Origin of the sequence: Rhodococcus sp. NKCM2511 (assembly GCF_014905595.1) — a bacterium.
In the GTDB taxonomy this organism is placed as follows: domain Bacteria; phylum Actinomycetota; class Actinomycetes; order Mycobacteriales; family Mycobacteriaceae; genus Rhodococcoides; species Rhodococcoides fascians.
In genome coordinates this window covers 2,508,325-2,532,492 of record NZ_BNHJ02000001.1, presented here as the reverse complement: position 1 = coordinate 2,532,492, position 24,168 = coordinate 2,508,325, and the positions used below count along the sequence as shown (strand labels likewise).

Genomic DNA, 24,168 nt, shown 5'->3' with positions numbered 1-24,168 from the left:
ACCTAGACCTTCACCTTGTCGCGAACCCGGGCGTCGAGCAGTGCATAGCAGGCATCGATGACGATGTTGAGGACGAAGATGGACACTGCCGTCAGCAACACGGCTGCCTGCAGAACGGCGAAGTCGCGTTGGAGGATGGCGTCGATCATCAGTTTTCCGATACCGGGCCAGCCGAAGATGGCTTCGACGACGACTGCGCCGTTGACGAGCCCGACCATCAGGTCGCCGGCGACGGTCAACGCCGGTGCCGCGGCGTTGCGCAGAGCGTGGTGGGTGACGATCCGAAGGTCGCCCGCCCCTTTGCTTCTCGCCAGCCGCACGTAGGGTGCTGACAGTGCCGAGACCATCGCGCCACGGACGACCTGAGTCAGGACGCCGAGCGGTCGAATGAGCAGTGTGGCGATCGGCAACACCCATGAGAGCATTCCGCTGTCCACCCCGGAGGTGGGCAGCCAACCGAACAGGATGGCGAAGACGTAGACGCCCATGATGGCGAACCAGAAGTCGGGAATGGATGCGGCCGTCATCGACAGCAGGCTCGAGATGCGATCGGCGAGCGAGTTCGGCCGGTATGCGGCCCAGCAGCCGATGATCACCGCACCGAGGATGGCGAGGAACATCGTTGCGAACGCCAGCTGCAGCGTTGCGGGGAAGGCGCGCAGGGCCATCGCCGACGCGTCCTCACCGGTGCGCAGTGACTGCCCGAAGTCCAGTTGCACGACACCCTTGAAGTAGTCCAACAGCTGTGTCAGGACCGGCTGATCGAATCCGTTGGTAGCGCGGAATGCTTCGCGTTGGGCCTGGGTCGCGGATTCGGGGAGGTACAGGCTGGTGGGGTCGCCGGTGAGCCGGGCGAGGAAGAAGACGCCCAGCAGAACGACGAACAGCGGGATCAGGCTGGTGTAGATCCGTCGGCGCAGAAATCTGAACATGTCAGGGCCTCTCGGTCTCGGCGCGGGTCATCGCGGCCAGATGCATTTCGTCGACCGTGGCCGAGTCCGGGGTGTAGTCCACGGAGGCGGCCTTCGCCAACACCCCGTTCATGTGCGCGATGTAGGCCATCTGCATGATGTCCTTCGGTTCGTCGGCGAACACCTGGGCGTACGCGGCCTGCCTGTCTTCTCCGGTGAGAGCGCCGGCAGCGGCGATCTCCTTGTCGAAGTCCGCTGTGCCGTAGGCACTCTGGAACCCGTCACTGGTGAAGTACTGATCGACCGTGAAGGCGGAGTCGCCGGCCTGGTTGCCGTGCTGGATGACCAGCAGGTACGGACCGACGTCCGGGAACGGCCGCTCCTGGTACTCGGCAGTTCCTGCTGCGTCCATCATTTCGATCTTGACATTCATGCCGATCTTGGACAGCGAGTTCTGAATGACCTCCACCGTTTCGTTGATCTTCGGGAACTGACCGGTGCGTCCGATGAGACGGATCTCGGTGTCCACCGGAACCCCGTCGGCACGGGCCTGCTCGATCAACGTCCTGGCCTCGTCCATGTCGTAGGGCCAGGGAGTCAGGTCTTCGTTGTATCCCACGACGCCCTCGGAAATGAGCTGTGCTGCAGGTGAACCGAGTCCGCGGAACAACGCCTTGACGATGCCGTCGCGATTGATGGCGTAGTTGATCGCCTGCCGAACCCGCATGTCGTCCAGTGGCGGTTGCGCGGCCTGCATGCGCAGTGCCGTGGTCTCGTTGTTGGGATAGGCCACGCCGAGGTCGCCTGCACCGTCCTCCGGTCCGACCGACGTGGCGATCTCGGCCTCGCCGTTGGTCACCATCGACGCGCGGACACTGCCTTCACTGCGCCATTGGTATTCGGCCCTGGCGTATTCGGGCTTCGGGCCCCAGTAGGTCTCGTTGCGTACCAGGGAGAGCTTCTGGCCGTAGTCCCACCGCTCGATCGCGAACGGGCCGGTGCCGATCGGTTCGCGTACCCGCTCGGTGTAGCTCGAAGTGCGCGGAACCATTTCCACGAACGAGAGCCGCAGCGGCAGAATGGGATCGGGCTCGGGTGACTGCACCGTCAGCGTCAACGGGTCGACGGCTTTCACCACCAGGTCGGCGTCGCCGAAGACGTATCCCTCGACGTTGCATCCCAGTTCGGAGTTGACGGTGCGGTCGATGGAGAACGCTGCATCCTCGGCTTCGAAGGGGCTGCCGTCGCTGAACGTCACGCCGGGGTGAATGGCGAACGTCCACTCGGTGTCCGAGGTCTGCTCCCACGAGTCCGCCAACTTCGGTTCGAGATCACCGGTACTCGGATTGCGCTCCATCAGCGGCTCGGTGATGTTCGAGCGCGTGACCACTCCGACCGACGTCAGCGATACGTCGCAGGCTTCGAGGGTGGGCGGTTCCTGAGGCAGAACGATGCGCAAGGTGTCTGCGCGGGCTGCGGCTCCGTTGCTCGAGTTCGCGACGGTGCAGCCGCTTGCGATCAATGAAAGTGCTAGTGCGCCAACAGCAATAGCGGCGACGCGATGGGTCCGTCCCTGCTGCACGGAGAGTGCAGGGCTCATGGTGGCCTCCAGTGGGAAAAGGGATACGCGTCATCGAGCCGCATTCGGATCTGTGACGGTAGACACACGGTAGGAGTGGGTGATCTCCACCGTCAACCGGACGAAAGCGACGTTTCGGCCCGTTATCCACGTCACAATTGTGCTGAATCAGTGCGGCTGCTCGCAGTTCAGCGCCTCTGAGCAGGTCGAACGTCCAAGCGGGTTAGGTATACCTGCATGCTGAGGGTCATGTTCATGCCGTTTGGGTATCGGTCCATGTTATTTGCGTGTTGGACAGGTATCCGAGAAGCGGCATACCGTACAGGAAACGCGCACGCTCCACCACATCGCGAGGAGAACAACGGTGACCACCGGTCAACAGGAAAAGTCTGTGTTGCAACAAGATTCACGTCAGGGGGGCCGCGTGCTCCGAGTCGGGCCGCTGAAGCCGTCCCTGATGGACACTCTGGTTGCCGACTACGACGCGCTGACCTTGCCCGACGGGGACGAGCGTGAGCAGTTCCTGGCCGAACACGGCCCGTCGATCACCGCCGTCGTCACCTCCGGCCGAACCGGCGTCGACGCAGCGCTGATGGAGCGGTTGCCGCAGCTCGGAGCCGTCGTGAACTTCGGAGTCGGATACGACACCACCGACGTCGACGCGGCCACCGAGCGTGGCATCGGGGTCAGCAACACCCCGGATGTGCTCACCGACTGCGTCGCGGATCTCGCTGTCGGCCTGGTGATCGACACCGTGCGTGGGCTCTCGTCCGCGGAGCGATTCGTACGGGCCGGCCGCTGGCCGGCCGAGGGCAATACTCCGCTGACCCGCCAGGTCACCGGCAAACGAGTCGGGATCATCGGGCTCGGCCGGATCGGATCTGCAATCGCGGACCGGCTCACCGCATTCCGATGCCCCATCTCGTACCACAACCGCAACGAGATCGACGGTTCACCGTATGCGTACGCGGCCAATCCTGTAGCGCTCGCCGAGAGCGTCGACGTACTGATCGTCGCCGCCTCGGGCGGCTCGGGAACGGCCCATCTGGTCGATCGCGCGGTGCTCGAAGCGCTGGGGCCGCAGGGCTATCTGATCAACGTGGCGCGCGGAAGCGTCGTCGACGAGGAGGCGCTGATCGAACTGCTCGCCTCCGGGCAGCTCGCCGGTGCGGGTCTGGACGTGTTCGCCCACGAACCGAACGTGCCCGACTCTCTGCTCGCGATGGACAACGTGGTGCTGTTGCCGCACGTGGGCAGCGCAACGGTGGAGACTCGCGCCGCCATGGAAGCACTGACACTGGAGAACCTCGATCGATTCCTGGCCGACGGCTCCCTCGTCACGCCGGTGACGAAGTGACCGTCGTCGTCGGCTACTCGCCGACCACCGAAGGAAAGGGCGCGCTGCCCTTCGCATTTCGCGAGGCCCAGATGCGCGGAACGGATCTGCTCATCGTCGCCGAGGACAACAGCGCGGCAGACGCCGACTTCGCTGCCACCGTCGAATCGGCTCGCGAGGAGGCGTCGGCGGTCGGTGTCACGACGAAAATTCACGACAACGAGGCCGGCCGCTCGCACGCCGACAACCTGATCGACCTGTCGTTCGACGAGCAGGCTCAGCTGGTCGTCATCGGCATCCGACGTCGATCGCCCGTCGGAAAGTTGTTCATGGGCAGCATCTCTCAGCGCGTACTGCTCGAGGCGCACTGCCCGGTGACGGCCGTCAAGCCGCCGGTGGGGACGCCGCGATAGTTCGGTTGCGTGTGCGGCGGTTCTGGTGCCGAGTGGCCGGACGATGCCGGTGAGCAGGTTGACGTTGCGAAGCGCAGCCCAGAAACTCATCGGCAGGAAACTCCCGGTGGGTATGCGCTGATTCATCGCTCCAAAGCGATCGCCGACATCGACCTCGACAGCAACGACCTAGCGGAAACCGACGACAACAGCGACAATGGGGCTACAACACCCCGCGAGGAGCGCCCATGACCACCACCGAACCGCGCCGGGCCTGGACCCCCGAGCAGCGCCGGAAGGTACGCGCAGCAGCCGCAGGAACGTCCATCAAACTCCGCGAGTACGACAACAAGCCGGTCCCGCAATGGCTCCGCGACGTCGCCGCTGGCAAAGACGCCAATCCGCCCAAAGACTGAGCACCCACGAACCCGACAAGGCCCGCTCCCAACCAGGTGCGGGCCTTCGTCGGCTTTCGAGGCGCGCCGTATTCACACGAGTACTCGACCGAGACCGGCTTCGGGCACTGTCGAACCACGGCTCGATCAGCAGGAAAAAATCACGACCACTCACGCGTCGGCAGCACGTCGGTCATGAAGCGGTGCAGTGCCGGGTTGTCGTTGTCGACGCGCCAGGCAGCGTCGAGTTCGACGGGGCGTTCCTTTACGGTCCGAACCGGCCGGAACACAACGCCTTCCGGCCGCATGGTCGACGCCGACTCGGGTACCAGCGCCAGTCCGATTCCCGAGCGAACGAGCACCAGCATCGTGTGCACCTGGGTCACGTACTGCACGTAGCGCGGCGAGACCCCGACGATGGTGAAGGTGCTGATCAGCAGTTCGTGGAAGTACCGCGCATCGACGGGCGAGTACATGATGATCGGCTGCTCGTCGAAGTCCTCTACCGACAGCTCGTCCTTCGCGGCCAGTGGGTGTTCTTCGGGCATCGCCGCGATCAACGACTCGTGCAGCACCGGCCGGGACGCGATGCCCGGTCGCTTGAGCGGGGGTCTGGCCAACCCGAGATCCAGATCGCCGATGGCCAGAGACTCCATCTGTACCGCCGAGACCATTTCGCGTAGAACGATTTTCACGTCCGGTAGCTTCTCGCGCGCAGCGTCGAGCAGCTGCGGGAGCACCGCATGCGCCGATGCCCCGGTGAATCCCACGATTACGGTCCCCAAGTCTCCGGTGGGAACGCGTCGCACCGTCAGCAGTGCGCCCTCGGCGAGGTCGAGGATGCGTCGGGCCTCGGGTAGGAAGGCCAATCCCGCGGCCGTCAGGGTCACCGACCGGCTCGTGCGGTCGATCAGCTGCACGCCGACTTCGCTCTCGAGTTGTTGGATCTGCCTGCTGAGCGGCGGCTGCGTCATGTGCAGACGTTCGGCGGCGCGGCCGAAGTGCAATTCCTCGGCGACGGCGATGAAGCAGGACAGCCTGTTGAGCGAGAACATCGATTCATTCCTTGCATCGCGCTGGGAGTTCCGGCGTGCCTTTTCGTATAAATCTAGCGCACGTGGTCCACGCTTCGATGATTAGTAACCTTCCCTCCGGTAAGAGTAGAGTTGCTCGCGGAGTGGACGCCCATCCCGGTTGTCGTCCCTCGTAACCATCGAACGGAGTCGTCGTGTCTCGAGCTGCCCAGGTGCCCGGCACCGCCGTCGAAGACGTCTCGGTGCTGGGTGCGTTGCGCTCACCGAGGCGACTGAAGACCGAGGTTCTTGCCGGGCTGGTGGTGGCGCTGGCGTTGATCCCGGAAGCGATTTCGTTCTCGATCATCGCCGGTGTCGATCCCCGCGTCGGCCTGTTCGCGTCGTTCACGATGGCGGTCACCATCTCCATCGTCGGGGGTCGACCGGCGATGATCTCCGCGGCCACCGGAGCCATCGCCCTGGTGGTCGCCCCCCTGGCTCGCGAGTACGGCCTCGACTACCTCATTGCCGCGGTTATCCTCGGCGGAGTCCTGCAGATCGTGTTGAGCGTCCTCGGTGTCGCCAAGTTGATGCGATTCATCCCGCGCAGCGTCATGGTCGGATTCGTCAATGCGCTGGCGATCCTGATCTTCACCTCACAGGTGCCGTACCTGATCGGGGTGCCGTGGTTGGTCTACCCGATGGTCGCCGTCGGACTGCTCATCATGTTCTTCCTGCCGAAGCTCACCACTGTCGTGCCTGCACCTCTGATCGCCATCGTGATCCTCACCGCCGTCACGCTCGTCTTCGCGCTGGCCGTCCCGGACGTGGGCGACGAGGGTGAACTGCCGTCCTCGCTGCCGTCGTTCCTGATCCCGGACGTACCGTTCACGTTCGACACCCTGTCGATCATCGCGCCGTTCGCTCTGGCCATTGCCCTGGTCGGTCTGCTCGAATCACTGATGACGGCCAAGCTCGTCGACGACATCACCGACTCGCACTCCAACAAGACTCGTGAGGGCTGGGGTCAGGGCGTGGCGAATCTGGTCACCGGATTCACCGGCGGTATGGGCGGCTGCGCGATGATCGGCCAGACCATGATCAACGTGAAGGTCTCCGGTGCCCGCACCCGAATCTCCACGTTCCTCGCCGGCACCTTCCTGCTGATCCTGGTGGTCGGTCTCGGCGATATCGTCGCGCTCATTCCGATGGCCGCATTGGTCGCCGTGATGATCATGGTGTCGGTCGGCACCTTCGACTGGCACAGCATTCACCCGAAGACGTTGCGCCGCATGCCCAAGAGCGAAACTCTCGTCATGGTGGCCACCGTCGCTGTCACCGTGGTCACCCACAACCTCGCGTACGGCGTCGTCGTCGGAGTGATCACCGCGATGGTCTTGTTCGCCAGGCGGGTTGCGCACCTGACCGAGGTTGTCGACGTCGCACATCCCGACGACGACACCCGCGTCTACGCCGTCAAGGGCGAGTTGTTCTTCGCGTCGAGTAACGATCTGATCTACCAGTTCGACTACGTCGGAGATCCGAAGAACGTCGTCATCGATATGTCCGAGTCGCACATCTGGGACGCGTCGACCGTTGCGACCCTCGACGCCATCACCACCAAGTACGCCGCCAAGGGCAAGACGGTGGAGATCGTGGGCCTGAACGCGCCGTCGACCGAGCGGCACGATCGTCTCAGTGGAAACCTGGGTGGCGAGCACTGACTAGGGTGGTTGGTCGGGCGAAGAGAGGCGGCACATGACAGACGACGGCGTACACATGCAGATCGGGCAGGTAGCTCAGCGAACCGAGCTGTCGATTCGCACGGTTCGTCACTACGACGATGTCGGTCTGGTCACGCCCTCTGCTCGGACCGTCGGCGGCTTCCGGCTCTACACCGAGTCCGACGTCGAACGCCTGCTCGTGATTCGCCGGATGAAGCCACTCGACTTCACGTTGGCCGAAATGAAACAGCTACTCGAATCCCTCGACATTCTCGGCGACGAGAACGCGACCGACGACGCAAGGTCGTCGGCCGCGGCCTTCGTTCGTGATTGCCACACCAAGGCCGAGGAAAGCTGCCGCACGTTGCGGCGGCAGCTCGCCTACGCCGAGGAGCTGACCGAGGTGCTGTCGACTCGCGGCGCAGCGGCCCAAATCTGACCGGCCCAGATCTGACCGGACCGGCTCTAGCCGTCCACGACCACCGGGACTATGAGGGGCTGGCGGCCCAAGGTCTGCTTGGCCCAGCGGGCCGATTCCTGCACGATGCGCTTCTCGATGTTCTCGCGGGAGGCAACCTTGACGTCGCTCTCGCGTGTGAGGGTCTTGCCGATCGCCTTGGCCAACGAGTCGAAAGCGTTTGCCTCATGGGCGAATCCGCGTCCGATGAAGTCGACGTCGTCGACCAGCAGCCCGGTGTCGGGATCGACGATGGCGATGACGGTCAGCACGCCCTCGTTCGCGAGGAGGCGACGCTCGGCCAGTGAATCCTCCGTCACGCCACCGACGGCGCTGCCGTCGACGTAGATCAGTTCGATGGGGACGGAGCCGGTGATCTGCGCGACGCCGTCGTACAGGTCGATGACGCTTCCGTTCTCGGCGATGATGACGCGATCGCGAGGAACACCGGTCCTGATTGCGAGATCGGCATTGGCACGCAGGTGCCGCGATTCACCGTGTACGGGAAGCACATTGGCGGGTTCGAGGATATTGTAGCAGTAGACGAGCTCGCCGGCGCTGGCGTGACCGGAGACGTGCACCTTTGCATTTCCCTTGTGCACCACGCGTGCACCCTTGTCGACGAGGCCGTTGATGACGCGGTAGATCGCGTTCTCGTTGCCGGGGATCAGGCTGCTCGCCATCAGCACGGTGTCGCCGTCGCCGACCTTGATCTGATGCTCACCCGACGCCATCCGCGACAGCGCCGCGAGGGGCTCGCCCTGGGAGCCGGTGCAGATCAGGGTGATCTTGTTGGCCGGGAGCCGGTTGAGCTTCGGGAGGTCCACGACGAGGCCGTCGGGAACGTCGAGGTAGCTCAGGTCGGTCGCGATCTTCATGTTGCGCACCATCGATCGGCCGACGAACGCCACCTTGCGGCCCTGCGCGTGTGCGGCGTCGAGTACCTGTTGAATGCGGTGCACGTGACTGGCGAAGCTCGACACGATCACGCGTCCCGTTGTTTCGCGGAACACCTTCTCGATGGCCGGGACCAGGTCGCGTTCGGAGACCATGAACCCGGGCACTTCGGCGTTGGTGGAGTCGACGAGGAGGAGATCGAGCCCTTCCTCGCCGAGGCGTGCGAAGCTCCGGAGGTCGGTGATCCGACCGTCCAGCGGGAACTGGTCCATCTTGAAGTCACCGGTGTGCAGCACCAGCCCGGCGTCGGTACGAATGGCGATGGCCAGACCGTCGGGAATCGAGTGGTTGACGGCAATGAACTCGAGCTCGAACGGGCCTTCCTGCCGGGTTTGCCCCGCCTCGACCTCGATCAGCGTCGTCGAGACCTTGAACTCCTCGAACTTGGCAGCCAGGAAATGCAGCGTCAGTCGCGACGAGATGACGGGAATGTCGCCACGCTCGCGCAGCAGATACGGAACGCCGCCGATGTGGTCCTCGTGTCCGTGCGTCAGAACGATGGCGACGACGTCGTCGAGGCGATCCCGGATGCAACTCCAGTCGGGGAGGATGACGTCGACGCCGGGCTGATGCTCCTCGGGAAACAGCACGCCGCAGTCGACGATGAGCAGCTTTCCGTCGAATTCGAAGACGGTCATGTTCCGGCCGATCTCGCCGAGACCGCCCGTCGCGATCACGCGAAGGTGCCCTGCCGACAGCGCTGAGGAGGATCGCTTTCGAGGTGCGGCGGGGGATCTGCGTTGGCGTGGTGATCTAGACATGACCTCAACGCTACGGGGGACTGCCGACCTGGCGTTCACCCCGGTCCGTAGATCGCGGATTTGCGTCAACTCTACTATTGCGTAAGAGTAGAGATCAGTTCCTGTCTGTACTTCCCCGCCGATGTGTGTGGGACGCGCGAGATGCCCATCGGGCTCCGCGAAGTAAGCCTTCGGGCGCCGCGATGCGCCCACCCGTGGATGAGACCGGCCGTTCGTCGGCACGTCCCATCCATCGATCACGAATGGAGAGATATGAGCGACTCCGCCGAGCGGATTCCGACCGTCATGGGTGCCTTGCGGTCCCCCCGAATGCTGAAGACCGAGGTGCTGGCCGGCCTCGTCGTCGCACTGGCGCTGATTCCCGAAGCCATTGCTTTCTCGATCATTGCCGGCGTCGATCCGCGAGTCGGGCTGTTCGCGTCGTTCACGATGGCCGTCTCCATCGCCTTCCTCGGCGGTCGCCCCGCGATGATCTCGGCCGCCACCGGTGCCATTGCGCTGGTCATCGCTCCGGTCGCCAAGCAGTACGGCCTCGACTACTTCATCGCCACCGTCATCCTCGCCGGCCTCGTGCAAGTGGTTTTCGGCGTCCTCGGTGTCGCCAAGTTGATGCGCTTCATTCCGCGCAGCGTCATGGTCGGCTTCGTCAACGCACTGGGAATACTGATCTTCACCTCGCAGTTCCCGTCACTCATCGGGGTGCCGTGGCTGGTCTACCCGCTGGTGGCGGTCGGTCTGCTGATCATGTTCCTGCTGCCCAAGATCACCTCCGTCGTTCCCGCGCCGCTAGTGGCCATCGTCCTGCTGACGGTCGCCACGGTCGTATTCGCGCTCAATGTCCCGAACGTCGGCGACGAAGGTGAGCTGCCGTCGAGCCTTCCCGAACTGCTGATCCCCGACGTGCCGCTGAACTTCGAGACGCTGAGCATCATCGCGCCCTACGCGATCGCGATGGCCATCGTCGGTTTGCTCGAGTCCCTGCTCACCGCCAAGCTCGTCGACGACGTCACCGACACGCACTCGAACAAGACCCGCGAGAGTTGGGGCCAGGGCGCAGCCAACGTCATCACCGGCTTCTTCGGTGGCATGGGTGGTTGCGCGATGGTCGGCCAGACGATGATCAACGTCAAGGCCTCAGGTGCCCGGACGCGCATCTCCACGTTCCTGGCCGGGGTGTTCCTGCTGATTCTGGTGGTCGGTCTCGGCGACATCGTGGCGCTGATCCCGATGGCCGCACTCGCCGCCGTCATGATCATGGTTGCGATCGGCACGATGGATTGGCACAGCATTCACCCGAAGACGTTGCGGCGCATGCCCAAGAGTGAAACAGCAGTCATGCTGGCAACCGTGGTCGTCACCGTCGCCACCCACAATCTTGCGTACGGCGTCATCGTCGGCGTCGTCACTGCGATGGTGCTGTTCGCTCGGCGGGTGGCGCACCTGACCGAGGTCGTCGACGTAGCGCATCCGGACGAGGACACCCGCGTGTACGCGGTGAGGGGCGAGCTGTTCTTCGCGTCCAGCAACGATCTGATCTACCAGTTCGACTACTCGGGCGATCCCGAGAACGTCATCATCGATCTCAGCGATGCCCACATCTGGGACGCGTCCACGGTCGCGACCCTCGATGCCATCACGACGAAGTACGAGGCGAAGGGCAAACGCGCCACGATCATCGGGCTGAACGCGCCCTCGGCCGAACGGCACGGTCGATTGAGCGGACAGCTGTCGAGCGGGCATTGACTCACGAGACTGCAATCGCGGAACCATTGCGGAATCGAGCGTCATCACTTTAATGTGATGACACGCAACATCGGATTGCGTCTTGTGCTGGAGGGGTTCGTCGACATGCGTATTCACACCGTGGTGATCATCGGTAGCGGCTTCGGAGGTCAATGCGCCGCCAAAGCCCTGCTCGACCGCGGTATCGACGACCTCGTCATTCTCGAGCGAAGGCCCTTTCTCGGTGGAACCTGGAAGCAGAATCGCTACCCGGGCGCGGCAGTCGACGTGCAGAGTCCCCTGTACTCCATTGCCTCCGAGCCGTTCGAGTGGTCGCGCATGTTCGCCGAGCGGGAGGAACTGGAGCGCTACACCCAGCACGTGCTCGAGTCCAACGGGCTGCCGCAACGCACACATGCCGACACCGACGTTCGGAAGATCCAGTGGGTCGGCGATCACTGGCTGATCACCACGTCTCGCGGTGACTACGCAGCGAAGTTCGTCGTCAATGCATCCGGCCCGCTCAGCACCCCGGTGATCCCACCGTTCTCGGGTCGAGAGAAGTTCCGCGGCAAGCAGTTCCACACCAACGACTGGGACACTTCCTACGATCACGCCGGAAAACGGGTAGCCATCGTCGGTAGCGGTGCCAGCGCCGCACAGGTGATCCCCGCGATCCAGCCCGACGTCGAAGCGTTGCACGTCTTCCAGCGCACGCCACACTGGGTGATGCCGCGTCACGATCGCGAATTCACGCCGCTGCAACGAAAGTTGCTGCGATTCGAGCCCATTCGTCGGCTGGTGCGAGCCGGCATCTACTGGAGCCTCGAGACCCGCATCATCGGATTCAAGTACTCGCGGCGGATGCTGAAAGCCGTGGCCCAGCGGACTGCCCTGAAGCACATCGAGTCTCAGGTTCCGGACTCCCAGCTTCGGGCGAAAGTCACCCCCGACTACACCATCGGGTGCAAGCGGGTGCTGCTGTCCAACACGCTGTATCCCGCACTGGGAGAAGCGAACGTGACCCTGCACGACAAGAACGACGGCATCGCCGAGATCACCGAAACCGGGATCGTGACCACCTCGGGGGAACACGTCGACGTCGACCTGCTGGTGTGGTCGACCGGATACGACGCCACCGACGGGGTCATCTCGTATCCGGTGATCGGGCGGGACGGCCGGGCGCTGTCCGAGGTCTGGGATCCCTACCCCCGCGCTTACCTCGGCACCACGATTCCCGGTTTCCCCAACCTGTTCGTGGTCACCGGGCCGAACACCGGAATCGGGCACACCTCCGCCATCTTCCTCATCGAGGCGCAGATGGAATACATCGTTCGAGCCGTCGACGCAGTTCAGCGCTCGGGTGCAACCGCCATCGAGGTCACTGCCGCCGCCGAGCAGGAGTACACCGACACGATTCACCGCGAGATGGACGGCACCGTCTGGAAGGACGGCGGCTGCCACAGCTGGTACCAGTCGAAATCCGGGCATGTTGTCGCAATGTTCCCCGGCTTCAGCTTCACGTTCCGACGGTGGGCCAAGCGTTTTCGGCCGGAAGCCCATCACATCCATCGGTCGTCCACCGACGTGACGACGAAGGACGAGGTATCGGCATGAAGAATCATTCGGGCCAGGTAGCGCTGATCACCGGTGCGGCAGGCGGTATCGGCTCTGCTGTGGCGGCAGCACTGCATCGGCGCGGTGCCTCGATCGTCCTGGTCGACATGGCGTCGACCGATCTCGAGTCGGTAGCAGCGAAGCTGGGCAACCAACGCGTGGCAATCGCCCATGCCGACGTCACCGTGCGAGAGCAACTCGACGCGGCGGTCGCCACCGCGATCGACACCTTCGGCTCGCTCGACATCGTGATGGCCAACGCCGGAATCTCCAGCGGTGCACAGGCATCGACGATCCGTTCCGTCGACGATGGTGTTTTCGAGAGAGTCATCGGGGTCAATCTCGTCGGTGTGTGGAACACGGTGCGAGCGGCGCTGCCGCACATCGTCGAGTCCGGGGGCTACGTGCTGCTCACCTCCTCGACGTACGCCTACCTCAACGGGCTGGCGAACGCGCCGTACGCAGCTTCGAAGGCCGCGGTCGAACAACTCGGTCGTGCTCTGCGTACAGAGCTTGCCGGCACGAAAGCGACAGCGGGAGTGCTGTATCCGGGATGGGTCGCGACGCCGATCGCCGACGTTGCGTTCGGCGGCGACACCGTCGCGACGGCGATGACTGCCCGCGCCTTTCCCTCGCCACTGCTCCGCCCGATCACATCGGACAAGCTGGCCCGCGTGGCCGTACGAGGTATCGGACGCCGGGCGGCGCGCATCGCCGTGCCCGGTCGCTGGATTCCGATCTCGATATTGCGCGGCATCGTCAACCCGATCATGGACGCCGCGATGGAGCGGGATGCCGAATTGATCCGTCTGACTGCCGAACTGGATGCCCGGCGGTCATGAGCACCGTGTCCGAAGCGGCCGGCCGCGCCTACGGCGGTGAGAGCGCGGCCGACCGCGACGACCGCAGGCGGCGGCAGCTGCTGGATGCGGGACTGCGGGTGTTCGGCAGCGTCGGGTACCGCGCCGCGACCGTCCGTGGACTGTGCCGTGAGGCCAAGATCGCCGATCGCCACTTGTATCAGTATTTCGACAAGACCGAGGATCTTCTGCTCGCCGTCTATGCCGAATGCATTGCACGCCTGACCGATTCGGTGTCCGACGCAATTGTGCAGGTGAATCGGGACGGTGATCTGAGGGCTGTCACCGAGCAGTTGCTCGACCCGTTCTTCCGGGTCGTCGAGGACCCGCACCTGGCCCGCGTGGTGTGGATGGAGGTGCTCGGCGTCAGCCCTCGCGTGGAGCAGACGTATCTGACGGTGATGCAGCAATTCGGCACCCTGCTGCTCGGCTACCTCCGCACGTTCGCCGGCGAGGTGCCGTCGGGCCCGGAGCTCGACGTGGACCTGCTCGCCACCGCTGCCATCGGCGCAATCAGCCACACCGCCATGACCTGGTACCAGAGCGGCTACGCCGCAGAACGACGCATCGTCGTCGCCACGATCGCGACCATGCTCGCCAATATCGTCGCGCCGCTGCAGACGTAGAGTTCGATCACCAGCGCGGGCAGGTGTTCTCGAAGCTCGGATCGATGCTCTGCATGTATCCGGTGTCGTCGCGGTCACGAATTCCGCAGTCGAGGTACTGCTGATGCAGTGCCGCGAGCGCGTCCTCGTCGATCTCGATGCCCAGACCGGGTCCGGTGGGAACGGCCACTGCGCCGTCGACGAAGTTCAACACCCCCGGCACGACGACATCCTCGTTCTTCCAGGGCCAATGCGTGTCGCAGGCATAGGTCAAGTTCGGTGTCGCCGCTGCGAGATGAACCATGGCGGCCAGACTGATTCCGAGGTGGCTGTTCGAGTGCATCGACAGTCCCATCTCGAACGTCTCGCAGATTCCGGCGAGCAACCTCGATCGCTGGAGTCCGCCCCAGTAATGGTGGTCGGACAACACCACCTGCACCGAATCCTTCGCCACGGCAGGCTTCAGGTGATCGAAGGCAACGACACACATGTTCGTCGCCAGCGGCATCTTGGCTTCGCGCGCAACCTCGGCCATCCCGTCGAGCCCGGGTGTGGGATCTTCGAGATATTCGACGATGCCGTCGAGTTCGGCGGCTACCCGGATGGATGTGTCGACAGTCCAGGCGGCGTTGGGATCCAACCGCAACGGCAGCTCCGGGAACGCCTGCCGGAGCGCCTTGATTCCGGCGATCTCCTCGTCGGGCGCAAAGACGCCGCCCTTGACCTTGATTGCCCCGAAGCCGTACTCGTCGATCATCTTTCGGGCCTGACGAACCAATCCGTCCGGATCGATCGCCTCGCCCCATTCGTCGGGCTCCTGGCCGGGATGAGCTGCCCACTTGTAGAACAGATACGCACTGAACGGAACGGAGTCCCGAACCTTGCCGCCGAGCAGGTCGGACACCGGTCGACCCAGGACCTTGCCCTGCACGTCCAGGCACGCGATCTCGAACGGGGAGAACACCCGATCGGTGGTGCTGGCCGTGGTGATCATGCCTGCGACGCCGTCGCCGCCTGTGATCGACAGGGTTCCCAGGACGGCATCGATGGCATCTCGGATCTCGTTCAGCGCGAACACGTCCAGACCGGAGATGACGGTGGAGGCCGCTTCCAGTCGAGCCAGATGAGCAGTGTCGGCGTACGTTTCACCGAGTCCGACGACACCGGCGTCGGTAACCAGCTGAATTATCGCGCGGAGCGCATACGGCTGATGCACGCCGACGGTGTTGAGCAACGGAGGATCGACGAAGGCGATCGGTGTGATTCGAGCGCCGGTGATCAGGACCGGTTCTTGCATCAGTGCACCGCAAGCTCGTCTGCCAACACGGCCCGGCCGGCGGCAACGATTGCGGTGAGTTCCTCGAGGTGCGGTGCGCTGATGTCCACCAGGGGTGGGCGAACCGGCCCTGCTTCGATGCCCTCCATCGTCACGCCGGCCTTGATGAGAGAGACGGCGTAGCCGGGAACCTTGTCGCGCAAGCGCACGAGCGGGTGGAAGAACTCGCGGAGCAATGCGGCAGTGAGCTTTTCGTTTCCGCTGTCGAGAGAGCGGTAGAACGCCAGTGCCAGTTCGGGTGCGAACGCGAATGTCGCGGAGGAGTACAGCGTGACACCGATCGCTCGGTACGCCTGCTGGGAGACCTCGGCGGTGGGTAGTCCGTTGAAGAACTGGAAGGGCTTGCCCGACGGCTCCAGAGCGTCCAGTACCGCGCGGACGATGCGGCCGACCTGATCGAGATCGCCGGTGCCGTCCTTGAATCCGACGACGGTGGGAAGCTGCGCAACCTCGACGGCGGACTCCTCGGTGAAGCGAGCGTTGCCGCGGTTGTAGACGATCAGCGGCAGATCCGATGCGGCGGCAACGGCCTTGGTGTAGTTGACGAGACCGGCTTGCGGCATCGTCACCAGGTACGGCGGCAGCAACAGGATGCCGTCGGCTCCGTTGGCCTTCGCAGCGTGTGCGAATGCCTTTGCCTGCGCGACGGATCCGCCTGCACCGGCGTAGACAGGAACGCGGCCTGCGACGCTGTCGACTGCGGTACGGACGATCTTGCCGAACTCCTCGAGTTCGAGGGCATGGAATTCGCCGGTGCCGCAGGCAATGAACACTCCACCGGGTCCCGCATCGACACCCTTCGTGATGTGAGCGGCCAGGAGGTCGTAATCGACCTCACCGGATGCGGTGAACGGGGTGACGGGGAAGAACAGAACTCCGTCGAGCATGGGGGTCTCCTCGAGAACTAGGTGGGGTGTGTCAGTCTTGGGTGAGCTGGCCGTCGATGCGGCGGAAGATGCCGTCCGGGTTTCCGTCCGCGATGGCGTTGGGCAACAACGATTTCGGAACGTCCTGGTACGCGACCGGGCGCAGGAAACGTTCGATCGCGAGCGATCCGACCGACGTGGTGCGGGAGTCCGAGGTCGCGGGGAACGGCCCGCCGTGCACCATCGCGTGGCCGACCTCGACTCCGGTGGGCCATCCGTCGAACAGGATCCGGCCGGCCTTGAGTTCGAGCACCGAGAGCAGCTTTCCGGCCTCGGAATGATCGGATTCGTCGGCATGAATGGTGGCGGTGAGCTGACCTTCGAGCTGTGCCGCCACCCGCCGAACCTGCTGAGCATCTGCACAGCGCACGACGAGGCTCGACGCGCCGAACACCTCGGCCTGCGCTGCCTCCGAGGTGAGGAACGTGTCCGCATCGGTGTCGAACAGCGCTGCGCGGCAGGCATTCGGGGCGTCGGTGTCGGATCCCCGCGCTACCACCGTCACCGCGTCGGACAGTGTTCGCACACCCTCGGCGTAGCTCGAGGCGATGTTCGGCGTCAGCATCGTGGAGGGAGCGGATTCTTGCACGGCGGCGGCAGCGGCGTCGATGAACGACTGCAAGCCCGGGCCGTCGACGGCGATGACCAGACCGGGGTTGGTGCAGAACTGACCCGAGCCCATCGTCAGCGATGCGACGAACGCGCGGCCCAATTCGGCTCCACGGGTGGCGAGTGCACCGTCCATGACGAACACCGGATTGATGGAACTCATCTCGGCGTACACCGGGATGGGCTCACGTCGACCCGCCGCAGCAGCAACGAGAGCTGTTCCACCCGAACGCGATCCGGTGAATCCGACGGCCTTGATGCGAGGGTCGGTCACCAGAGCGGTGCCGAGTCCGCGACCGGAGCCGAACAGCAACGAGAATGTGCCGGAGGGCATTCCGGTGGAGACAACCGCGTCGGTGATGGCGCGGGCGACCAGCTCGGACGTTCCTGGATGGGCGTCGTGTGCTTTGACCACTACGGGGCATCCGGCCGCGAGGGCAGAGGCGGTGTCGCCACCGGCGACGGAGAAGGCGAGGGGGAAGTTGCTGGCACCGAACACGGCAACCGGCCCGAGGGGGATCTGGCGCTGACGGATGTCTGCACGCGGCAGCGGGCTGCGCTCGGGCTGAGCCGGGTCGATGCGGGCTCCGTTCCAACTGCCCTCGCGCAGAACCGAAGCGAACAGACGGAGTTGACCGGTGGTGCGGCCGACCTCGCCGGTGATGCGTGCCAGCGGCAGACCGGACTCGGCGACCGTCCGCTCGATGAGTGTGTCGCCCAGGGCCGCGATGTTGTCGGCGATGGTCTCGAGAAACCGTGCGCGAGTGTCCGACGAGGTGGCGCGGTAGTCGGCGAAGGCGTCGGCCGCTGCGGCACAGGCCCGCTCGACATCCGAGTCGTCGCCGTGGCCGTAGGCGGGCTCTAGATTCTCTCCGGTACCGGGATCGATTCCGTGAATCTGCGTCCCGGCACCGAAAACCGGAACGCCGGCGATGATCATCCGACCGGTGAGGTCGGTGGACTGTGTCGTCGACGCTGTCATGGGGTGACTCCTAAGGCTGTGGTGCGGTACGTGCAGTGACGCCGAGGCCGTGACCTGGCTCATAACTCACCACCGTAGGAGCCTGATCGATACATGTCCAAGTCTAAAAATGTTGTGTTTGATGCAGTCTCGGTATCGCCTGGCTGACCGTCTACTCGAGCGTGGATGCCGATCCTCGATACCTCGACTGCATCAGTCGATGCGCAGATGGTGTTGGACGGGAATCAATAGCTGGCCCTACTGTCGTCTGTGAGCCGAACACCAGAGGTATGCGAGAAAGGTCGGGCATGGTCGTCCACACCAGCACCCCCGTCGTCACCGACATGCGTGTCATTCCCATTGCCGGTCACGACGACATGTTGCTGAACCTCAGCGGCGCGCACGCGCCGTATTTCACCCGCAATCTGGTGGTGCTCACCGACTCGGACGGGCGCACCGGCGTCGGCGAAGTGCCGGGCGGGGAGCCGATTCGGCAGACGCTCGAAGACGCGCGCGTGCTGGTCGAGGGGCAGAACATCGGCCGGTACAACGCGGTGCTGGCCGCAATGCGTCGCGCGTTCGCAGATCGTGATGCCGGTGGCCGCGGCGCGCAGACGTTCGATCTGCGGATCGCCATTCATGCGGTGACCGCAGTGGAATCGGCATTGTTGGATCTGCTCGGTCAGCATCTCGGCGTGAGCGTCGCGGCGTTGTTGGGCGAGGGTCAGCAGCGCGAGAAGGTGCAGGCGCTGGGCTACCTGTTCTTCGTCGCCGATCGCAACAAGACCGATCTCGCGTACCGGAGCAGCGCCGACGAGGCGGCCGGAGCCGACGACTGGCTGCGGATAAGGCACGAGGAGGCGATGGATCCGGAGTCGATCGTGCGCCTCGCCGAGGCTGCGCAGGCACGCTACGGGTTCCAGGATTTCAAGCTCAAGGGTGGTGCACTGCCGGCAGCCGAGGAGGCCGCCGCTGTTCGTGCTCTGGCCGAGCGCTTTCCCGAGGCGCGAATCACGTTGGATCCCAACGGCGGTTGGTTGCTGAAGGATGCGATCGAGACCTGCCGAGGGCTGCGTGACGTGCTGGCGTACGCCGAGGATCCCGTCGGCCCCGAGGGTGGTTTCTCGGGCCGCGAGGTGATGACGGAGTTCAAGCGGGCCACCGGGTTACAGACCGCGACCAACATGATCGCGACGGACTGGCGCGAGATGGGCCACACCGTCCGGTCCGGTGCCGTGGACATCCCGCTGGCCGATCCGCACTTCTGGACGATGGCCGGGTCGGTGCGTGTCGCGCAGCTCTGCGACGCGTGGGGCCTGACGTGGGGATCGCACTCCAACAATCACTTCGACGTCTCCCTGGCGATGTTCACGCACGTCGCTGCTGCAGCTCCCGGGAACATCACCGCCATCGACACCCACTGGATCTGGCAGGACGGGCAGCGAGTGACCAAGGAGCCGTTTACGATCGAGGATGGCTACCTCACGGTGCCCGACAAGCCGGGTCTGGGTGTCGAACTCGACTTTGAGCAGATCGATGCGGCGCACGAGCTGTACCAGAAGGAAGGACTGGGGGCCCGAGACGACGCCATCGGCATGCAGTACCTGATCGAGGGCTGGACATTCGACGGCAAGCGCCCGGCCCTCGTTCGATGAGTTCTGGTGCGTCGAGTTCTGGTGCGTCGATGAAGATCGTCGTCGGTGACCGCAACGTCGTGCCGCATCGCAAGCAGTTCGAGGCGGGTCTACCGGCGAACGCCGAGGTGGTGTGGAGCGTTCCCTTCGACGAGCAGGACGTGATCGCGCATCTGCACGACGCCGACGTCTATGTCGGCGGCAAGTTCAGTGCGGCCATGGGCGCGGCTGCCCCGAGGCTGCGGATGGTTCACGTTGCCGGTGCCGGTACCGACAACGTGGATCGATCCAGAATGCGGTCCGATGTGCAGGTGTGCAACACCTTTCACCACGAGAAGTCGATTGCCGAATACGTCGTCGCGGCAACGGTGATGTTGCGACGAAAGTTCCTGCAGCAGGACCGCGCCCTCCGCTCGGGATTGTTTGCCACGTCCGTGTACGACCCGACCATCCCGCAGCCGTTGTCGCTGAGCGGTGCGCGGATCGGGTTCGTCGGGTTCGGACATATCGGCCGGCAGACCTGGCAGCTTTTTCGGGCATACGGGGCAAGCGGTGCTGCCGTCACCGGGAGCGGTCGGGCTTCGGACGAGGCTCTCGAATGGGTCTCGGATGCACAGGATTTGGGAAAGCTTGCCGAGTTCGCCGATGTACTCGTGGTTTCCGCACCGCTGAACGAGCACACCCGCGGCATGATCGGTGCCGAGGAACTGTGCAGGCTGGGAAGCGGAGGGGTCGTTGTCAACGTCGGCCGAGGCCCGCTGATCCAGGAACAACCACTGTTCGACGCCCTCTCTCGCAACGAGATTGCAGCCGCCGCCATCGATGTCTGGTACAGCTACCCGGGGCCGGACGGGCGTGGTGAGCCCAGTTCCCTGCCGTTCCGCGAGCTGGAGAACGTGCTGATGACGCCGCACTCGTCGGGCGTCACGCATCACACGTTCGTCGGCCGGGTCGCCGACATCGCGTCGAACATCAATGCACTTGCCGTATCGATGGCCCGCTGAATTGTGTTGGACGCGTATAGAAACCCGAATTAGGCTGTGAGGCAACACCCTTCGCAATCACAGGAGACGTGAGATGACAACGTACATCGACAAGCCCTCGAGCGGACTCACCGCGCCCGATGCGGCGATTCGGGCCCTCGCATCCGGTGACGCGTCCGTCGACAGCATCTCCGAGGTGACGCTGTCCTCGATCGTGCTGCCGCTGCGCAATCCGATCAGCGACGCCAAGGTTCTCACCGGTCGACAGAAGGCGATGACCGAGGTGGTGTTTCTGTTCGTCGAGATCCGTACCGAACAGGGCCATGAGGGAATCGGTTTCAGCTATTCGAAGCGGGCGGGTGGGCCTGCCCAGTTCGCGCACGCCCAGGAGATCGCGCCGGTGCTCATCGGTGAGGACCCGAACGATATCGGCAAGGTCTGGACCACGTTGGTGTGGGCCGGAGCGTCGGTCGGCCGCAGTGGCGTTGCCACACAGGCCATCGCTGCGATCGATATTGCCCTGTGGGATCTCAAAGCCAAGCGTGCCGGGTTACCGCTGGCGAAGCTGATCGGCGCGTCCCGCGATTCGGTGCAGACGTACAACACCTCCGGTGGATTTCTGCATACTCCGATCGAGGAGGTCATGGACAACGCGGCCCGGTCGCTCGCGAACGGAATCGGCGGTATCAAACTGAAGGTGGGCCAACCTGATTGGCGCACCGACATCGCCCGCGTCACCGCGGTACGCGAGTTCCTCGGTGACGACGTCCCGCTGATGGTCGACGCGAATCAACAGTGGGATCGTCCGACGGCGAACCGCATGTGCCGCATCCTTGAGCAGTTCGACCTCGTCTGGATCGAAGAACCGCTCGATGCCTACGACGCCGAGGGTCATGCGATGCTGGCGAGAAATTTCGACACCTCCATCGCGACGGGGGAGATGCTGGCCAGCGTCGGCGAGCATGTCCGTCTCCTCGAGGCCGGCGCGGTCGACATCCTGCAGCCCGACGCACCCCGCATCGGCGGCATCACCCAGTTCCTGAAATTGGCCGGGCTGGCCGAACATCACAACGTGCAGCTTGCCCCGCACTTTGCGATGGAGATTCATCTGCACCTCGCGGCGGTGTACCCACTGCAGACATGGGTGGAGCACTTCGACTGGTTGGACCCATTGTTCGACGAGCACCTCGAGACGCGCGACGGCCGGATGCACCTGTCCGCTCGCCCGGGGCTGGGATTCACACTGAGCGAGCAGGGCCGGGCCTGGACGGTGGCGAAGGCAGTGGTGCGCTGACGCGCATGTGCGCGGAAACTCGACCCCTGCTACGACGTTCCGCGCACGTGCGGCGAAGCGGCTCTACCGCACTCCCTCGGCTCGCAGTTCTCGGGCCCAGGCCGCAGCATGGTCGGTGAGGACGCCCGCGATGCGTTCGAGTTCGCCCGGGTACGACGCGACTTCGGCAGGCATGGAGACGCTGAGTGCGTCGGTGGCCGGAATTCGGTACGGCACCACGGTCGCGATGCAGACGACGCCGGGGGTGCCCTGCTCCTGCTCCAGTGACCAGCCGCGACGGCGAACCTGCGCGAGTTCGGCGATCAGGGCATCACGGTCGACGATGGTGTTCTCGGTGTACCGCTCGAGTTTCTTCGGCAGCAGCTGTGTCACCTCGTCGGTCGTGAGTTCTGCGAGCAGTGCTTGACCGAGCGCGGTGACGTGGCACGGCAGCTTGCGTCCGACACGGTGCATGCGCCGCACCTCGAGCTTGGAACCGCGGCTGGCGAGGTAGATGACGCAATCCTCGTCGCGCCGGGCGAAGTGGACGGTGTGCCGGACGTCCGAGCGCAACGTCTCCAGTACCGCTGCGGCCCGACCGACGACGGAATCCTTGTCCAGGTAGGACGTGCCCGTGAGTAGCGCGTGGGTGCCGATGCCGTATCGCGAACCGGATTCGTCGGCCTCGATCCAGCGGAGGTCTTTCAGCGTCCTGAGCAGTGCATGCAGACTCGACCGCGGATACCCGCAGGCCTCCTGGAGCTCGCCGAGACTCATGCGGGTGGGAGACGCGGCCAGGGTCTCGAGGATGTGGATCGTGCGTTCGGCGGACTTCACCGGCTGGCTCTCCGGCGCAGCTGTTGCCGTGACATCGTTCACCATGGAGACAGTGTCCCCCATGATGAACGACGGCTCATACGCGGACACGAATTTGTGGACGGACATCAGTACTCGGCGACCAGATTGTTCGAGATGTACTCGAGGTCGATGTTTTCGCCCAGGCCCGGGCGGGTGGGCATCTGGACCATCCCGTTCGCGTCGATCGGATCGACGATGGACTTCAGATGCGGTGGTACCCAGTCGTAGTCCACCAGCGGATGCAGCAGGCCGCGCTCGTACCACTGGATGTTCGGAGCACCGCCGACGAGCGCGAGGTTGGGTGCGCCGTTGCCATGGATCTCGCAGTCGAGTCCGAAGCCGTCGGCCATGTGCACCGTCTTGAGTGCAGGCGTGATGCCGCCGCCGTTCATCGCACCGACGCGCAGGATGTCGCAGGCATCGCTCGCAATCCAGTCCGCTCGCGAACGATGCCGACCGGGTGTGGTTTCGGGACCGATGACGGGTGTGTCGATCTGATCCGCCAGCCACTTGTAGGAGCGCATCGAGAACTCGTCCATGGGCTCCTCGAACCAATCGAACTTCAGCGCATCGAGTTCGCGGCCGAGCTTGAGAGCGTCGGTGCGGGAGTACCAGTGATAGCCGTCGAGCATCAACGAAAACCCGGGCCCGACGGCATCTCGTACCGCGGCGCAGGCCTCGATGTCCCGAGTCAGGTTCGGAGCCCCTTCCAGGGGTGGCATCCAGGTGTGCAGTTTGATTCCCTGATAGCCCTGATTCTTCAGTGCAACAGCAAAATCCGCGTACTCCTGGGGACTCGAAAGGCCGCCCTCGATGGTGTCTCCGCACATGGTGCTCGCGTAGGCCTTGACTTCACTTCGGGCTCCGCCCAGCAGCTTCCACACCGGGGTGTCGAATCGGTTGCCGGCCAGATCCCACAGGGCCTGATCGAGGTAGCTGCAGGTGTGTTCGGGAAGCTCGACGGCCCTGGTGCGTTGTCGAATCGCGAACTTGCGATCCATCTCCTCGCGATGCAGCGGGTCGGTACCGATCAGCACCGGCCGAAAGTGCTGCTCCACTTGATCTTCACGCAGATAGTTGGTCTTGCCCAGCACGTGCCCGCTGACTCCGTCGGAATCGGTGATGCGCAGCAAAGCCTGGGTTGTGGGTATCGACGGTCCGGGGTGTCGATGTCCGTAGGAGTCGACGGCGGTACGGGCCTCGGTCTTGAAGACCTGGACGGCAATCTCGGTGATGACGCTGGACATAGTAGTGAAACC

At 64.3% G+C, this 24,168-nt stretch carries 21 protein-coding genes; 12 read left to right on the top strand and 9 right to left on the bottom strand.

From position 1 onward, the window contains the following. Positions 1–2: 2 nt before the first annotated feature. The gene (locus JLZ96_RS11640) at positions 3–932 is read right to left on the bottom strand and encodes an ABC transporter permease (RefSeq protein ID WP_201010154.1); all 930 of its coding nucleotides are present in this window, start codon (positions 930–932) and stop codon (positions 3–5) included. Position 933: 1 nt separating this feature from the next. Then, entirely contained in the window at positions 934–2,511 is a 1,578-nt protein-coding gene (locus JLZ96_RS11635; RefSeq protein WP_037218968.1) for an ABC transporter substrate-binding protein, read from the bottom strand. A 436-nt stretch (positions 2,512–2,947) separates the two neighbouring features. Here JLZ96_RS11635 and JLZ96_RS11630 point away from each other — a divergent pair, with 436 nt between their 5' ends. The 3 genes from JLZ96_RS11630 to JLZ96_RS11620 all read left to right on the top strand — a co-directional run bounded on the left by JLZ96_RS11630 (position 2,948) and on the right by JLZ96_RS11620 (position 4,634). Beyond that, positions 2,948–3,847, top strand: coding sequence for a 2-hydroxyacid dehydrogenase (locus JLZ96_RS11630; protein ID WP_179274288.1), 900 nt, complete (start codon positions 2,948–2,950; stop codon positions 3,845–3,847). Beyond that, positions 3,844–4,239 (top strand): universal stress protein, encoded by a 396-nt coding sequence (locus JLZ96_RS11625; RefSeq protein ID WP_027495308.1) that lies wholly within the window; start codon positions 3,844–3,846, stop codon positions 4,237–4,239. The genes JLZ96_RS11630 and JLZ96_RS11625 overlap by 4 nt, the downstream gene beginning before the upstream one ends. 227 nt (positions 4,240–4,466) lie before the next feature. Beyond that, positions 4,467–4,634 carry a hypothetical protein gene (locus tag JLZ96_RS11620; RefSeq protein ID WP_201010153.1) on the top strand — a complete coding sequence of 56 codons (168 nt, stop codon included), beginning with the start codon at positions 4,467–4,469 and terminating at the stop codon, positions 4,632–4,634. A gap of 140 nt (positions 4,635–4,774) precedes the next feature. On the opposite strand, the gene JLZ96_RS11615 is transcribed toward JLZ96_RS11620, so the two are convergent. Continuing rightward, positions 4,775–5,668 carry a LysR substrate-binding domain-containing protein gene (locus tag JLZ96_RS11615; protein ID WP_032374774.1) on the bottom strand — a complete coding sequence of 298 codons (894 nt, stop codon included), beginning with the start codon at positions 5,666–5,668 and terminating at the stop codon, positions 4,775–4,777. Between the two features lie 173 nt (positions 5,669–5,841). On the opposite strand from JLZ96_RS11615, the gene JLZ96_RS11610 reads away from it, so the two are divergent. Together JLZ96_RS11610 and JLZ96_RS11605 are read left to right on the top strand one after the other, a co-directional pair. Next, positions 5,842–7,350, top strand: coding sequence for a SulP family inorganic anion transporter (locus JLZ96_RS11610; RefSeq protein WP_032367132.1), 1,509 nt, complete (start codon positions 5,842–5,844; stop codon positions 7,348–7,350). Between the two features lie 34 nt (positions 7,351–7,384). Then, on the top strand, positions 7,385–7,789 hold the full coding sequence (locus tag JLZ96_RS11605) for a MerR family transcriptional regulator (RefSeq protein ID WP_201010152.1): 405 nt from the start codon (positions 7,385–7,387) through the stop codon (positions 7,787–7,789). 26 nt (positions 7,790–7,815) lie between these two features. On the opposite strand, the gene JLZ96_RS11600 is transcribed toward JLZ96_RS11605, so the two are convergent. After that, on the bottom strand, positions 7,816–9,525 hold the full coding sequence (locus tag JLZ96_RS11600) for a ribonuclease J (protein ID WP_045841016.1): 1,710 nt from the start codon (positions 9,523–9,525) through the stop codon (positions 7,816–7,818). Between the two features lie 252 nt (positions 9,526–9,777). On the opposite strand from JLZ96_RS11600, the gene JLZ96_RS11595 reads away from it, so the two are divergent. From JLZ96_RS11595 to JLZ96_RS11580, 4 genes are read left to right on the top strand one after another with little or no spacing between them, the layout of a single operon-like run. Next, positions 9,778–11,268 (top strand): SulP family inorganic anion transporter, encoded by a 1,491-nt coding sequence (locus JLZ96_RS11595; protein ID WP_201010151.1) that lies wholly within the window; start codon positions 9,778–9,780, stop codon positions 11,266–11,268. Between the two features lie 57 nt (positions 11,269–11,325). Beyond that, positions 11,326–12,864, top strand: a complete 1,539-nt coding sequence (locus JLZ96_RS11590; RefSeq protein ID WP_236253904.1) for an NAD(P)/FAD-dependent oxidoreductase — start codon at positions 11,326–11,328, stop codon at positions 12,862–12,864. Then, on the top strand, positions 12,861–13,706 hold the full coding sequence (locus JLZ96_RS11585; RefSeq protein ID WP_201010150.1) for an SDR family NAD(P)-dependent oxidoreductase: 846 nt from the start codon (positions 12,861–12,863) through the stop codon (positions 13,704–13,706). Before JLZ96_RS11590 ends, JLZ96_RS11585 begins: the two co-directional genes overlap by 4 nt. After that, the gene (locus JLZ96_RS11580; protein WP_201010149.1) at positions 13,703–14,350 is read left to right on the top strand and encodes a TetR/AcrR family transcriptional regulator; all 648 of its coding nucleotides are present in this window, start codon (positions 13,703–13,705) and stop codon (positions 14,348–14,350) included. The genes JLZ96_RS11585 and JLZ96_RS11580 overlap by 4 nt, the downstream gene beginning before the upstream one ends. 7 nt (positions 14,351–14,357) lie before the next feature. Here the strand turns inward: JLZ96_RS11580 and JLZ96_RS11575 are convergent, their stop codons facing one another. The 3 genes from JLZ96_RS11575 to JLZ96_RS11565 are packed head-to-tail and all read right to left on the bottom strand — an operon-like array spanning position 14,358 to position 18,182. Continuing rightward, entirely contained in the window at positions 14,358–15,626 is a 1,269-nt protein-coding gene (locus JLZ96_RS11575) for a glucarate dehydratase family protein (RefSeq protein ID WP_374758034.1), read from the bottom strand. Further along, positions 15,626–16,552 carry a 5-dehydro-4-deoxyglucarate dehydratase gene (locus JLZ96_RS11570; protein WP_032374779.1) on the bottom strand — a complete coding sequence of 309 codons (927 nt, stop codon included), beginning with the start codon at positions 16,550–16,552 and terminating at the stop codon, positions 15,626–15,628. The genes JLZ96_RS11575 and JLZ96_RS11570 overlap by 1 nt, the downstream gene beginning before the upstream one ends. A 31-nt stretch (positions 16,553–16,583) precedes the next feature. Then, positions 16,584–18,182 carry an aldehyde dehydrogenase (NADP(+)) gene (locus JLZ96_RS11565; RefSeq protein WP_201010148.1) on the bottom strand — a complete coding sequence of 533 codons (1,599 nt, stop codon included), beginning with the start codon at positions 18,180–18,182 and terminating at the stop codon, positions 16,584–16,586. Between the two features lie 287 nt (positions 18,183–18,469). On the opposite strand from JLZ96_RS11565, the gene JLZ96_RS11560 reads away from it, so the two are divergent. The 3 genes from JLZ96_RS11560 (at position 18,470) to JLZ96_RS11550 (ending at position 22,072) form a co-directional block, all read left to right on the top strand. Continuing rightward, positions 18,470–19,816, top strand: coding sequence for an enolase C-terminal domain-like protein (locus JLZ96_RS11560; RefSeq protein WP_201010147.1), 1,347 nt, complete (start codon positions 18,470–18,472; stop codon positions 19,814–19,816). A gap of 29 nt (positions 19,817–19,845) precedes the next feature. Next, positions 19,846–20,799: a 2-hydroxyacid dehydrogenase gene (locus JLZ96_RS11555; RefSeq protein WP_201010146.1), complete on the top strand. Its 954-nt coding sequence runs from the start codon at positions 19,846–19,848 to the stop codon at positions 20,797–20,799. Between the two features lie 73 nt (positions 20,800–20,872). After that, on the top strand, positions 20,873–22,072 hold the full coding sequence (locus JLZ96_RS11550) for a mandelate racemase/muconate lactonizing enzyme family protein (protein ID WP_048317895.1): 1,200 nt from the start codon (positions 20,873–20,875) through the stop codon (positions 22,070–22,072). A gap of 63 nt (positions 22,073–22,135) precedes the next feature. On the opposite strand, the gene JLZ96_RS11545 is transcribed toward JLZ96_RS11550, so the two are convergent. Together JLZ96_RS11545 and JLZ96_RS11540 are read right to left on the bottom strand one after the other, a co-directional pair. Beyond that, positions 22,136–22,933 (bottom strand): IclR family transcriptional regulator, encoded by a 798-nt coding sequence (locus JLZ96_RS11545; protein ID WP_176456778.1) that lies wholly within the window; start codon positions 22,931–22,933, stop codon positions 22,136–22,138. 62 nt (positions 22,934–22,995) lie between these two features. After that, positions 22,996–24,156 carry an enolase C-terminal domain-like protein gene (locus JLZ96_RS11540; RefSeq protein WP_048317894.1) on the bottom strand — a complete coding sequence of 387 codons (1,161 nt, stop codon included), beginning with the start codon at positions 24,154–24,156 and terminating at the stop codon, positions 22,996–22,998. Positions 24,157–24,168: the final 12 nt, after the last annotated feature.

Excerpts from the sequence above, each read along its gene's own strand:
- JLZ96_RS11640 (WP_201010154.1), bottom strand. The coding sequence starts at position 932 with ATGTTCAGATTTCTGCGCCGACGGATCTACACCAGCCTGATCCCGCTG.
- JLZ96_RS11635 (WP_037218968.1), bottom strand. The coding sequence starts at position 2,511 with ATGAGCCCTGCACTCTCCGTGCAGCAGGGACGGACCCATCGCGTCGCC.
- JLZ96_RS11630 (WP_179274288.1), top strand. The coding sequence starts at position 2,948 with ATGGACACTCTGGTTGCCGACTACGACGCGCTGACCTTGCCCGACGGG.
- JLZ96_RS11620 (WP_201010153.1), top strand. The coding sequence starts at position 4,467 with ATGACCACCACCGAACCGCGCCGGGCCTGGACCCCCGAGCAGCGCCGG.
- JLZ96_RS11615 (WP_032374774.1), bottom strand. The coding sequence starts at position 5,668 with ATGTTCTCGCTCAACAGGCTGTCCTGCTTCATCGCCGTCGCCGAGGAA.
- JLZ96_RS11605 (WP_201010152.1), top strand. The coding sequence starts at position 7,385 with ATGACAGACGACGGCGTACACATGCAGATCGGGCAGGTAGCTCAGCGA.
- JLZ96_RS11600 (WP_045841016.1), bottom strand. The coding sequence starts at position 9,525 with ATGTCTAGATCACCACGCCAACGCAGATCCCCCGCCGCACCTCGAAAG.
- JLZ96_RS11595 (WP_201010151.1), top strand. The coding sequence starts at position 9,778 with ATGAGCGACTCCGCCGAGCGGATTCCGACCGTCATGGGTGCCTTGCGG.
- JLZ96_RS11590 (WP_236253904.1), top strand. The coding sequence starts at position 11,326 with ATGACACGCAACATCGGATTGCGTCTTGTGCTGGAGGGGTTCGTCGAC.
- JLZ96_RS11585 (WP_201010150.1), top strand. The coding sequence starts at position 12,861 with ATGAAGAATCATTCGGGCCAGGTAGCGCTGATCACCGGTGCGGCAGGC.
- JLZ96_RS11580 (WP_201010149.1), top strand. The coding sequence starts at position 13,703 with ATGAGCACCGTGTCCGAAGCGGCCGGCCGCGCCTACGGCGGTGAGAGC.
- JLZ96_RS11575 (WP_374758034.1), bottom strand. The coding sequence starts at position 15,626 with ATGCAAGAACCGGTCCTGATCACCGGCGCTCGAATCACACCGATCGCC.
- JLZ96_RS11570 (WP_032374779.1), bottom strand. The coding sequence starts at position 16,552 with ATGCTCGACGGAGTTCTGTTCTTCCCCGTCACCCCGTTCACCGCATCC.
- JLZ96_RS11565 (WP_201010148.1), bottom strand. The coding sequence starts at position 18,182 with ATGACAGCGTCGACGACACAGTCCACCGACCTCACCGGTCGGATGATC.
- JLZ96_RS11560 (WP_201010147.1), top strand. The coding sequence starts at position 18,470 with ATGGTCGTCCACACCAGCACCCCCGTCGTCACCGACATGCGTGTCATT.
- JLZ96_RS11555 (WP_201010146.1), top strand. The coding sequence starts at position 19,846 with ATGAAGATCGTCGTCGGTGACCGCAACGTCGTGCCGCATCGCAAGCAG.
- JLZ96_RS11550 (WP_048317895.1), top strand. The coding sequence starts at position 20,873 with ATGACAACGTACATCGACAAGCCCTCGAGCGGACTCACCGCGCCCGAT.
- JLZ96_RS11545 (WP_176456778.1), bottom strand. The coding sequence starts at position 22,933 with ATGGTGAACGATGTCACGGCAACAGCTGCGCCGGAGAGCCAGCCGGTG.
- JLZ96_RS11540 (WP_048317894.1), bottom strand. The coding sequence starts at position 24,156 with ATGTCCAGCGTCATCACCGAGATTGCCGTCCAGGTCTTCAAGACCGAG.